The organism is Providencia sp. 21OH12SH02B-Prov, assembly GCF_027362595.1.
GTDB lineage: Bacteria > Pseudomonadota > Gammaproteobacteria > Enterobacterales > Enterobacteriaceae > Providencia > Providencia zhejiangensis.
The window spans coordinates 3054774-3067639 of sequence record NZ_CP114796.1; the positions used below are offsets into that span (position 1 = coordinate 3054774).

Below are 12866 nucleotides of genomic sequence, written 5' to 3' on the forward strand. Positions count from 1 at the left end.
GTACTGTAATAGGCGGTTAAACCTAGCATTTAAAAAGGTGGTACGCTCTGGCACCACCCTCATAGCCTCTCGTTATTTTTGTACCACCGTTTCTACACGACTTGTTCTTGTTCCAGCTGGGTTTTTGGCTCGTACTTTTACATTACCCTTAACCTTTGGAGGCTTTTGTGCTGAATACGTTTGCCAATGGTCGCTATCTGCTAAAGCATATTCAATCACTAAACCTGGATAACTGATATTGGCGAGTAAAAGGCCATTTTCAATTTTCGCACCAGGCACAGGGATACGATAAGCCACCCCTGCTCTATCTAGACGGGGTAACTCTTTCATACCAACGAGACTCGCAAAACGGCTCCAATCATCTGCCAGTTTTTGCTGTGAAACATAATTGGTTTTACCGCCGATATATTCACGACCTATTTGGTACTGATTTTCCCATTGCGCTTTATGCCATGCCCTTTCAGCTAAAGGCAGGATGCGAGGAAATAGCATATATTCCGCCTTATCATCCGTCCTTACAGCTTCGCTCCATAGTTGTCCAGAAAGACCATAGACACCTGGCCATGGCTTATCACTTTTCGCACTAAATGAGTTACCATCCCTATCAACGGAAGTTTCCGCATTTTGTGGTAAATTATCAGGCGCAAAAGAAAAGATTTTTTGTTCGTCACTCGCTCGGGTCGCCCAGTAATAGCCACTTTCATTTGGATTGACTTCATAAGGCATATCTAAATACACATAGTCAGGGTTCGAAATGACCACTTGATAACCTTTATTAGCCCAATCATTCGCCGAATCGAATCCTCCCCAATACAGTGTATCCCAGAAGTTAACCCTGACATTATCCGTTGCAAAATCGTTTGCACTAGAAGCATCTTTCAAACCATCCTGCCAAGCTTGCATTGTTGTCACCCCTTTTTGCTGTAAACTTTCACTCACTTGTTTAGCAAAATGGCTGGAGAGATGATCAAAGTCACTCACATCACCTCGCTTGATCAATGCCTGACACGCTTCCGATTTCGCCCATGGCTTATCTTCTATTTGTTTATCGATTATGCCTTTGCCCGGTTCGATATTGCCTGCTTTATCTTGGAAACCCGCACCTAAACGAATATTTTTCGCTTCATCACCACCAAAGTGCCATGTTTTTAATGGAACCCCCGCCTCCTTGTGCATTTGCATAACCTCACTGACCACTTTATTAACAAAGTTTTTAGAGGAATCTAAACAAGGATTTAAATAACTGCGTTTATCGTAGAATTGGACAGAGGTTGTTACTGATGTATCCGATGGATCAACTAAGCGGTATTCACTCGCGGCAGCCTCATTGCCAGCCGCTTTTAATTTGTTATAACGAGCTTCCATTGAAACAACGGCGGCACGGGCATGTGCAGGCATATCTATTTCAGGGATGACCTCAATATTACGATCTTTGGCATAGCGTAAAATGTCAATATAGTCATCACGGGTAAAATAGCCGCTTCCCATATTATTATTCTCTGCCCCCGATCCTAACTGCGGTAATAAACACGTTTGTTCATCCAAATCATGACAGCGTTGGCTTCCCACCTCTGTAAGCTCAGGTAACCCCGGAATTTCAATTCGCCATCCTTCATCATCGGTTAAGTGAAAGTGGAATTTATTTAATTTATAACGAGACATTTGGTCAATTAAACGTTTAACCATCTGTTTACTATGGAAGTTTCTTCCTACATCTAAAAATACTCCTCGATAATCCATACGAGGTTTATCTTTCACAATCATTGTCGCCACACTAGGCTTATCGGCTTCTGTTACGGCAGAAAGCAGTGATTGCATACCATAGAATAAGCCGACATGGTCATAACCAATAATTTCAGCCTGTTGTGGTGTGATCACTAACTCATATGCACCACTGACTTGATTCTCTGGCGCGAACTGTCTAGGTGCGATCTTCCCGAGTATAGGGAATCCCTGAACATTCTGTTTTAATTTGACCTGTTGTAAATGCTCATTAATGACAGCTAATTCTCCCTGAGTCAGGCCATCAAGTTGTAATTTAACACCGTTGGAAAGATCCGCATTCCCTTCTTGTATCTTAATATCGAGTGGCGTCGGTAAGATTTGTCCTCGTAACTGTTGCTCAGATAATGTTTGCAAAGAAAGATTTTTTTGGTAACGATTTTCGGGGGTCATTAAGACATTATTATCGGCTCCCGTTCTTTTCCAGTTTTTCATTTCAAATGGTGCAACGAACATGGTTGAGTCTTGAGTATCTGTGCTTTTCAAATTACGAGGCCGAGCATCACCCGAGGTCGCATACCAACGAGGCATAAAGTCAGAATAGCTCACTTGCCAATATTCCCCCGTCACTGGCAACACAATTTTTTCATGTGCTTTTATGCCATTAAACTGCTCAGTGGGGGTGATTTTATGCAAATCCCCCGTTAAATGGGTGATAGTAAACTGTGGGTTATCTTGTTTGAGTATTTGCCGAATACTATGAAAATAAAGTGCCCAATCAGCCGATTCAATCGCTTGATCACCATTGGTCAACGTAATATCAACGCGATTACAAGCCGCCCAATCCGCCCCAAGTGCAGCGCAATCCATGCCATGCTCACCTGCTTGGTTATCAACCACATTAATTTTTACATCGATATGACTTAATGCATCAACGATTTGATCCGATGTTTGCTCAGCATTCGCCATCGTAGAAATAAAGGTGGCTGAAATTAATAACGCTAAAGGATGTAAATAATGTCTTTTCATTGTGACCTCAATATTAAATTCAATTTAGCCACTGCCACATAATATTTTTAATAGCAGTGACCGTGCTATCAAAAAATAGTGAATGGCATCATGACCATAAACTTAATATCTTTTTCATCCTGAAATATATTACCGAACCCACCACCATAACTTGGAATATCGGTATGGTTATCATATTTAGTAAAGTGCAATTTAAATAAAGTATCTTTAGCTCTACCTGTTTGGATACTATATAAAATATCGATATTCCAAGCGCTTTCTCTTAATTTTACATCTTGGGCATATTGTGTATTAGTACTTGGTTTAGCATCCCAACCATAAATATAAGATGTACCTACTTTCCAACCAGCCAGATCCCAATGAGCTAAATCGTACATGACACCAGCAAAAACCGCTTTTTCATTATTCGCGTTATAATCTGAACGCCCATCCCACCAAATATCCAATCGACCATTTGATGTCGCGTAGCCTGGCGTCATGCGCTGTAAGAAATAGCCTTGATTACCTTTCGCTTTGGCGTAAGTTCCTTCCAAGCGAAAATCAAATTGCTCGTAGGTATAACCTAATGTCACCGCCTGTAAGAAAGCGAGGCCATCATAAACATCATTCACTCCGCCATCAGATACCTTATCTTTTGCGCCATAGAATTGATAAGACATTCGTAAATCACGATTAACAATAGGTACCGCATAAGAGGCCTTTGCAAAGTATTGATCTATATAGTCTTTAGCTTGTCCATAAGCCCCTTCTAATACTAATGAATTTTTAAAATCATATTTAAAACCAATCGATTGTAGATAGCTAATCCCTGTTTTACTGTCAGCTTCACGGAAGTTGTACATATCACGATACCAAGGGGCTTTATATCGATCAGTCCACATATAGGACATGCTCAAAGCCCCTTTGTTTTCAAAATCAAATACCGCTCCGACTTCAATTCCTCGATAAGTACCGGGCATATAGCTCCAATGGGAAGCCAACAGTGTTTGTCCTGTGGGTTGGATATAGCCTCCTTTCCCCCAAAATGGACCATATTTCATTTTGGCAGCCGCTTTATAAACACTGACGCCGCTACGATCGCCTGACCATTTTTCATCCCAACGCGTTTTCGCATCACTAAAACCAATTTCATTAGGTGCCGCGGGACCACTATTTGATAATTCAATGGCAGTAAATGCCGCTAAATCTAAACCGATGAGATCCTGAAAATAACCTGAAGAATAATCAAGACTGGCATTTACGGTAGAATGCTTAAGGTTATCGGCATATTTTTTATATTTATCGCTTTCAGGGTTTAACTCTTTTCTAGAACGATCGCGTTGCCAATAATACAAACCGCCTTTAAGTGTTGAATCATCTAAAAATTACTCAGAAAAACTTATTGGTTGATAACTCATAGGAAGAAGTGCGATACATATTTTAAGCACGAGCATCCCCCTGCCACGATTGACATTTTTATTAACCATTCGCTGTTTCCTCAGTTTTTTATATTATTTTTTAGTGATAAGTTTCAGTAGTCGCCCATTAGGTAATTATTAATTTCAATAAACAAAATACGAGTACCTACTTAGCCTATTTTTCGCGACGCGAATTATCAAGGTTAAAAATATATTTATTCCTAAAATATGACCCAAGACACATTAATTTTTCTATTCATTCTCAGTGTTAATCATTCGAGCCGATAATGTTTTTCGCATTAATATCCTGAATTAAAGATTAAACTTAGATAAAAAACCCTGTATTGAGGGTCCACCTAATACTTATTTCAATATAAAAAATAACATTCTTTGCCTGTAAGCGTTTCAATCAAACTTGCTAAGTTGATGCATAACTGCTTTAGTTGAGAACACGTTTTTTAATCACAAATAAACCAAGTGAATATTTCCATGTAAGCAAAGAAAAATGAAATTAGAGAGATACGATGGAACAATCGCACGAAAATATTGACGGGAAACATCAGGAAGGCTGGCGAACACTCCTTACTGGCAAAAATCTCTGTTTAACACTCGCCTTGTCCGGCGGTATATGCCTTCATGCTATTAACGTTTATATCACCATAACAACGCTACCTTCTGTTGTACGGGATATTGGCGGCATTGATTTTTATGCCTGGAATACCACACTGTTTATCCTATCTTCGATTATTTCATCAGCATTAACATCACGACTTCTTAATTATTTTGGCCCAAGAAAAAGTTATGGCCTTGCTACATTGATTTTTCTGATCGGCTCAATGGTTTGTGCTATGACGCCTTCCATGCCTATCATGCTATTAGGCAGAGTTATTCAAGGTGTGGGTGGGGGTATTTTACTCACATTATCTTATTCCATGGTGCATATCGTATTTGCTCAGCACTTATGGTCGAGAGTATTAGCCATGATGTCGAGTATGTGGGGAATGGCAACGCTATTAGGCCCTGCTCTAGGGGGAATATTTGCTGAGTATGATGTGTGGCGAGGCGCTTTTTGGTGTCTAGTGGTGGTTGGTATCCCCTATCTATGGCTAACTTGGCGAGTATTACCTGCGCAAAATCCTAATGAACAATGCCCACAGCAACCTATCCCACTGCAAGCGCTTTTATTGCTTTCCTTTGCTGTTCTCGCTATCTCTTTAGGAAGTCTAAGCCAAGATAAATTTATTCCCATCGGGGGAATGTTAATCGCTATCTTATTGTGTGTACGACTTGTCATTATTGAACGCCGTGGACACAATACGCTCTTCCCGCATGGCACATTTCATTTTTCCGCACAGCTCGCGCCAATCTACCTGACCATGGCACTACTTGGCCTAAGCGTACAGACTGAAGTTTTTGTTCCTTATTTTTTACAGATATTGCATGGCGTTGCCCCATTATTATCGGGTTATTTGGCTGCGCTTGTCGGCGCTGGTTGGTCAAGTGCGGCTATCTTGTCATCTTCTTTTAAACCGAATATTGCCGTTCGTATTATTCGTTTAGGCCCCCTATTCACACTTATCGGTTTAATCACACTTGCCTTATTCATGACGAAAATCATTCAGCTAGAGCAATTGCAAATATGGATAATTTGCCTCGCTTTATTTATCACAGGGGCAAGTATTGGCGCGGCATGGCCACATTTATTAACGCGAGTATTGCAAGTGTCAGTTGGCAGTGAATCCCAGAAAGCCTCTTCTGCGATTACAACATTACAGTTATTTTCTACCGCTTTCGGTGCCTCACTAGCAGGGATGATCGCAAATCTTGCAGGGCTTTCTGTACCTGGCGGGATGGATGGTGCAAAATCAGCGTCTCTTTGGTTATTTGTCTTATTTTCGTTAGTACCTTGCTTTGCATTAATCACGGCAAATATTGTCGCAAACAGGGTTAATTTGTCATCTAAAAATGAACAAGAGGGGCATAAATAGCCCCTCTTTGGTGACGTTATATCCGCATTAATATTTTTCAAATAATGATTGGATTTTTTGTGGATCTTGAGTTTCAGTCAGGGCGAGTTGCAATAAAACACGTGCTTTTTGCGGGTTCAAGCGTTCTGAAGCCACAAAGCCATATAAGTTATCATCAACTTCGGCATTGCGTGTCGTGTAACCTGTTGGTACACGGCTCGAACGAACAACCACAATATCTTCTTTAGCTGCTGTGGCTAGCGCATCAAAAACTGTTTTATACATATTACCGTTTCCGACACCAGCGCTGACAATCCCTTTCGCTCCCTCTTCACGCAAAGCCTTGACAGGTGCGGCTGAAGCATTTGCATAGTTATAAACAATACCGACTAGAGGTAGCTTATCCAGTTTGCTCACATCAAAAGCTGCCTTCGTTGCCCTTGGTTCGGCTGGTTTATAAAAGGTTACTTTACCGTCATGGATAAAACCTTGTGGGCCAGCATTCACAGCATCAAACGCTTGTACTTCTGTGGTGCTCATTTTCACCACATCCCGTCCCTGAACGACTTTGTCATTCATGGCCATTAACACACCACGTTCACCAGCAGATTTATCCGCTGCCACCACCACTGCATTATAAAGATTAAGAGGACCATCAGCACTCAATGCAGTTGATGGTCTCATTGCGCCAACTAACACAATTGGTTTTTGGCAGGATGTTGTTAAATCAAGGAAAAAAGCGGTTTCCTCTAATGTGTCTGTACCATGAGTAATCACAAATCCATCGGTGTTATCACACTCTTGATTGATTTTTTTCGCTAATGTCAGCCACACCTGATCATTCATATCTTGAGAGCCAATATTGACGATCTGCTCACCTGTAAGATTGGCAATTTTTTTAATCTCAGGCACCGCATTAATAAGCGCATCAATCCCCACTTTACCGGCTTGATAGCTAGAAGATGTGGCTGAATCACCACCACCTGCAATCGTGCCTCCCGTTGCTAAGACCGTAATATTAGGTAATGCATACACCGATGCAGTACAGAGTGTGAGCGCTGTCGCCAGTAATACCTTTTTACCTTGTTTCATCCTATGACCTCTATTTTAAATAAACTTACGTTATTATGTGGAATTGAAACAGTATTTCCGTGATGCCTCTATCTATTTTAGATGAAATTATGAATATTTAGATGATTTACTCTAATAAGAATAAAAAGCGTGAGCAGACATGGAAAAATCCGTATCATAGGCCGCCTATACCCCTTTTTAACAAGTGATTGACCATGACCCAAACCTTTATCCCAGGCAAAGACGCCGCCCTTGAAGTGTCTATTGACGCTTTTCAAACTAAATTGAAAAAACTAGGCTTTGATATTGAAGAAGCCTCATGGCTAAATCCTGTGCCTAACGTTTGGTCAGTCCATATTCGCGACAAAGAGTGTCCGCTATGCTTTACCAACGGTAAAGGCGCCAGCAAAAAAGCCGCTCTTGCTTCAGCCCTTGGCGAATACTTCGAACGTTTATCCACTAACTACTTCTTTGCCGATTTTTATTTAGGCAAGTCTATTGCTGAAGGCGATTTTGTTCATTATCCAAATGAAAAATGGTTCCCACTCACCGATGATGATAGTTTGCCAGAAGGTATTTTAGATGCTCGCTTACGCCGATTTTATGATCCTGATGGTGCATTAGCAGGCAGTCAATTAATTGATTTGCAGTCAGGAAATGAAGAGCGAGGTATCTGTGCGCTACCTTTTACTCGCCAATCTGATAATCAAACCGTTTATATTCCAATGAATATTGTTGGTAACCTGTATGTGTCTAATGGCATGTCGGCAGGTAACACGGCAAATGAAGCACGTGTGCAAGGATTATCTGAAGTCTTTGAGCGTTTTGTGAAAAATCGTATTATTGCGGAAAGTATCAGCCTACCTGCAATCCCGACAGACGTTATGGCTCGCTACCCAAATGTTGTTGAAGCCGTTGAAACCTTAGAAAAAGAAGGCTTCCCAATCTTCTGTTATGACGCGTCTCTCGGCGGCCAATTTCCTGTGATCTGTGTTGTGCTATTTAATCCTCAAAATGGCACCTGTTTTGCTTCTTTTGGTGCGCATCCTGATTTTGGTGTTGCCTTAGAGCGTACAGTCACCGAACTGCTACAAGGCCGTGGCCTCAAAGATCTTGATGTGTTTAACGCGCCAACATTTGACGATGAAGAGGTGGCTGAACACACAAACTTAGAAACCCACTTCATTGACTCAAGTGGACTTATTAGCTGGGATCTGTTTAAAGATGAAGCCGATTACCCATTTGTTGATTGGAGTTTCAAAGGCACCACTCAAGAAGAGTTCGCCACATTGATGGGGATCTTTAATCAATTAGATGCGGAAGTGTATATCGCCGATTACCACCATTTAGGCGTCTATGCATGCCGTATTCTTGTGCCTGGTATGTCTGATATTTATCCCGTAGAAGATCTGCATATTGCCAACAATGCAATGGGCGCACATTTACGCGATACCATTATTAACCTGCCTGATAGTCAATGGGAAAAACAAGATTACCTCAATCTTATTGAGCAGCTTGACGATGAAGGCCTAGATGATTTTACTCGTGTACGTGAATTATTGGGTCTTGCCGTAGGCAAAGATAATGGCTGGAGTCACTTACGTATTGGCGAATTAAAGTCTATGTTAGCCTTAGCCGGTGGCGACCTTGAGCAAGCGCTCGCTTGGGTTGAGTGGACACAAGACTTTAACAGCTCCGTATTTACAGCTGAACGAGCGAATTATTACCGCTGTTTACACACCTTGCTGTTATTAAATCAAGAAGAGCAGCGTGATAAGTCACAATACTACACTGCATTTGTTCGCATGTATGGTCAAAAAACTGTCGACGCCGCTTCCGCCGCTCTTTCAGGTGAATCATGCTTTTATGGTTTGTGGTCTATCGATGATGAATTAACGGCATTACCAGCACACCAAGCGTTACTTGCAGCCTATGAAAAACTGCAAAAAGCTAAACGTGAAAATGCCTAATCCCATTCTCGATCATCTTTTTAAGATAATGGCCTTTAGGCCATTATCTTCACATAAACTAAATTAATTAAAAACACGTCTAAATTTGCAATATTTAGATAACAAATAGGCCCGTTTTTTTACTTGTATTTTGGGTTAAACGGTAAAACATAAAAATTTTTAGTAAATTTTAAAATTTATTTAATTTATATAAATCAAGAAGATAAATCAAAAATTAACTATTTTTCAACAATTTAAGTCGATTTCTTACGACAGTTCATGATCCATATCAAATTTCTCTGTTATGCCGTTTGTTACTATGATTGCGTGCTATAATTAATCAACTTTGTAAGAGAGTGTTAGTATGAAAGCTGACAACCCTTTTAATCTTTTGCCTCCTGCTGTAATGGCTCAAGTTGCAGATGACTCTGGTGTCTACAAAGCCAACAAACATCCTGCAATTACATACTTGTCAGCATTCACTGCCGGTATCTTTATCTCAATCGCATTTGTTTTTTATATTACTGCGACCACTGGCGCACAAGCAGCTCCCTTCGGCTTTACCAAACTCATTGGTGGTGTCTGCTTCTCTCTTGGATTAATGCTCGTTGTCATATGCGGTGCAGATTTGTTTACTTCCACTGTATTGACCATTGTTTCCAAAGCAACAGGGCGAATCACTTGGGGACAAATGTTTCTAAACTGGTTCAACGTGTATATTGGCAACCTGATTGGCGCACTGTTCTTTGTCGCGTTGATTTGGTTCGCTGGGCAATATACTGCGGCAAATGGTCAGTGGGGACTTAATGTCTTACAAACTGCCGATCATAAACTGCACCATACATTTATTGAGGCTGTTTGTTTAGGTATTTTAGCTAACTTAATGGTTTGTTTAGCTGTTTGGATGAGTTATTCGGGTCGTAGCCTAGCCGATAAATTATTGGTTCTTGTGCTCCCTGTCGCCATGTTCGTCGCTAGCGGCTTTGAACATAGCATCGCAAACATGTTTATGATCCCGCTAGGCATCATGATCAAAGAGTTTGCCCCTATTGAATTCTGGACACAGATTGGTGTTTCACCAGAACACTTTTCACAGTTAACTGTTAGTCATTTTATTACAGACAACCTTATACCAGTCACTATCGGTAACATTATTGGCGGCGCACTTTTAGTCGGCCTAATTTATTGGTTCATGCATTTACGTGGTGGCCAAAAACATTAATAGCCACTGACACTCACGAAAAGATTTATTAAGATCCTTAAAAGATCCATTGTTAAAAGGTAAAAGTATCATGTCAGAATTAAATGAAAAATTCGCTTTAGCATGGCAAGGTTTTAACCAAGGTAACTGGCAGGATAACGTCGATGTACGTGACTTCATCCAGAAAAACTATACTCCATATGAAGGTGACGAATCTTTCTTAGCAGGCTCTACCCCAGCAACTGATACGCTGTGGGACAAAGTCATGGAAGGAATCAAAATCGAGAACCGTACGCATGCGCCCGTTGATTTTGACACTGATGTTGCATCAACGATTACTTCCCATGATGCGGGTTATATCGCCAAAGATTTAGAACAAATCGTTGGTCTACAAACTGATGCACCTCTAAAACGTGGACTCATTCCATTCGGTGGGATCAAAATGGTTGAAGGTTCATGTAAAGCCTATGATCGTACTTTAGATCCTAGCCTGAAAAAAATCTTCACTGAATACCGTAAAACTCATAACCAAGGTGTTTTCGATGTCTATACACCAGACATCCTAAAATGCCGTAAATCAGGTATCTTAACCGGTTTACCTGATGCTTATGGTCGTGGTCGTATCATCGGTGACTACCGTCGTGTAGCTCTGTATGGTATTGATTACTTAATGAAAGATAAGTTTAATCAGTTTGGTTCACTGCAAGAAAGATTAGAAAAAGGTGAAGACTTGCAGATGACCATCCAACTGCGTGAAGAAATTGCTGAGCAACACCGCGCATTGGGTCAAATCAAAGAGATGGCTGCAAAATATGGCTATGACATCTCTGGTCCTGCAACTAACGCAAAAGAAGCCGTTCAGTGGACTTATTTCGCTTACTTAGCGGCTGTGAAATCGCAAAACGGCGCAGCAATGTCATTTGGTCGTGTTTCAACCTTCTTAGACGTCTATATTCAGCGTGACCTTGAAGCAGGTAAACTGACTGAACAAGAAGCGCAAGAGCTAATCGACCACTTAGTCATGAAACTGCGTATGGTACGTTTCCTACGTACGCCTGAGTATGATGAACTGTTCTCTGGTGACCCAATCTGGGCAACAGAATCACTGGCAGGTATGGGTCTTGACGGCCGTACGCTGGTGACTAAAAACACATTCCGTTTCCTGAACACGCTGTATACCATGGGCCCATCTCCAGAGCCTAACATGACTATCCTGTGGTCAGAGCAACTGCCGATTAGCTTCAAAAAATTCGCGGCAAAAGTGTCTATCGATACTTCATCGGTTCAGTATGAGAACGATGACCTAATGCGCCCTGACTTCAACAATGACGACTATGCTATCGCATGTTGCGTAAGCCCAATGATCGTTGGTAAACAAATGCAGTTCTTCGGTGCGCGCGCTAACTTAGCGAAAACCATGCTATACACTATCAACGGTGGTGTGGACGAAAAACTGAAAATGCAAGTTGGTCCTAAACATGCACCAATCATGGATGAAGTCCTTGACTTCGATACTGTGATGGATCGCATGGATCACTTCATGGACTGGTTGGCAACTCAATATGTCACTGCGCTGAACATCATCCACTATATGCATGACAAATACAGCTATGAAGCTGCATTGATGGCACTGCATGATCGTGATGTCTACCGTACAATGGCTTGTGGTATCGCGGGTCTCTCTGTTGCAGCTGACTCACTGTCTGCTATCAAATACGCCAAAGTTAAACCAATTCGTGATGAAGACGGTATTGCTATTGACTTTGAAATTGAAGGTGAATACCCACAATTCGGTAACAACGACTCACGTGTCGATGATATCGCTTGCGACTTAGTTGAACGTTTCATGAAGAAAATTCAGAAACTGCCTACTTATCGTAATGCAGTACCAACTCAGTCAATCCTAACCATCACGTCTAACGTGGTTTATGGTAAGAAAACAGGTAACACCCCAGATGGTCGTCGTGCAGGTGCTCCATTCGGACCAGGTGCGAACCCAATGCACGGTCGTGACCAAAAAGGTGCGGTTGCTTCACTGACTTCCGTTGCTAAACTGCCATTTGCTTACGCGAAAGATGGTATTTCTTATACCTTCTCTATCGTACCAAATGCGTTAGGTAAAGATGATGAAGTACGTAAGGCTAACCTAGCCGGTTTGATGGATGGTTACTTCCACCATGAAGCGTCTATCGAAGGCGGTCAGCACCTGAACGTTAACGTGATGAACCGTGAAATGTTGTTGGATGCGATGGAAAACCCAGAGAAGTATCCTCAGTTAACCATCCGTGTTTCTGGTTATGCAGTGCGTTTTAACTCACTGACTAAAGAGCAACAACAAGACGTTATTACTCGTACTTTCACCAGTTCAATGTAATAATGAGCATCATAAATTAATAAAATAACTAAAAAGCCCCAACCATGGGGCTTTTTTAGAACTAAACCCGAATATTTTAAGCTATTGGTCACTGAAAGTTGTTTTCACATAATAAATAACCAATAAATCTACAGTTCAAATTATTAATGATGAATA

At 41.3% G+C, this 12866-nt stretch carries 6 protein-coding genes and 1 pseudogene; 4 read left to right on the plus strand and 3 right to left on the minus strand.

The features are described from left to right. Positions 1 to 72 precede the first annotated feature (72 nt). Positions 73 to 2751 carry a beta-N-acetylhexosaminidase gene (locus tag O7C57_RS14315; RefSeq protein WP_269723266.1) on the minus strand — a complete coding sequence of 893 codons (2679 nt, stop codon included), beginning with the start codon at positions 2749 to 2751 and terminating at the stop codon, positions 73 to 75. A gap of 68 nt (positions 2752 to 2819) precedes the next feature. Then, positions 2820 to 4148: pseudogene (gene chiP / locus O7C57_RS14320) on the minus strand (chitoporin ChiP). A gap of 524 nt (positions 4149 to 4672) precedes the next feature. On the opposite strand from chiP, the gene O7C57_RS14325 reads away from it, so the two are divergent. Then, complete coding sequence (locus O7C57_RS14325) at positions 4673 to 6136, plus strand: MFS transporter (protein WP_163862652.1); 1464 nt, start codon at positions 4673 to 4675, stop codon at positions 6134 to 6136. A gap of 27 nt (positions 6137 to 6163) precedes the next feature. Here O7C57_RS14325 and ansB read toward each other — a convergent pair whose 3' ends face one another. Then, on the minus strand, positions 6164 to 7207 hold the full coding sequence (ansB, locus tag O7C57_RS14330; RefSeq protein ID WP_269723267.1) for an L-asparaginase 2: 1044 nt from the start codon (positions 7205 to 7207) through the stop codon (positions 6164 to 6166). Between the two features lie 194 nt (positions 7208 to 7401). Here ansB and ycaO point away from each other — a divergent pair, with 194 nt between their 5' ends. The 3 genes from ycaO to pflB all read left to right on the plus strand — a co-directional run bounded on the left by ycaO (position 7402) and on the right by pflB (position 12710). Beyond that, positions 7402 to 9156, plus strand: a complete 1755-nt coding sequence (gene ycaO, locus O7C57_RS14335; protein ID WP_247047663.1) for a 30S ribosomal protein S12 methylthiotransferase accessory factor YcaO — start codon at positions 7402 to 7404, stop codon at positions 9154 to 9156. Positions 9157 to 9499: 343 nt separating this feature from the next. Next, positions 9500 to 10357, plus strand: a complete 858-nt coding sequence (gene focA / locus O7C57_RS14340; RefSeq protein ID WP_154623620.1) for a formate transporter FocA — start codon at positions 9500 to 9502, stop codon at positions 10355 to 10357. Between the two features lie 70 nt (positions 10358 to 10427). After that, complete coding sequence (gene pflB, locus O7C57_RS14345) at positions 10428 to 12710, plus strand: formate C-acetyltransferase (RefSeq protein ID WP_154623618.1); 2283 nt, start codon at positions 10428 to 10430, stop codon at positions 12708 to 12710. Positions 12711 to 12866 lie beyond the last annotated feature (156 nt).

Coding starts and splice junctions, on each gene's coding strand:
- O7C57_RS14315 (WP_269723266.1), bottom strand. CDS start 2,751: ATGAAAAGACATTATTTACATCCTTTAGCGTTATTAATTTCAGCCACC.
- O7C57_RS14325 (WP_163862652.1), top strand. CDS start 4,673: ATGGAACAATCGCACGAAAATATTGACGGGAAACATCAGGAAGGCTGG.
- ansB (WP_269723267.1), bottom strand. CDS start 7,207: ATGAAACAAGGTAAAAAGGTATTACTGGCGACAGCGCTCACACTCTGT.
- ycaO (WP_247047663.1), top strand. CDS start 7,402: ATGACCCAAACCTTTATCCCAGGCAAAGACGCCGCCCTTGAAGTGTCT.
- focA (WP_154623620.1), top strand. CDS start 9,500: ATGAAAGCTGACAACCCTTTTAATCTTTTGCCTCCTGCTGTAATGGCT.
- pflB (WP_154623618.1), top strand. CDS start 10,428: ATGTCAGAATTAAATGAAAAATTCGCTTTAGCATGGCAAGGTTTTAAC.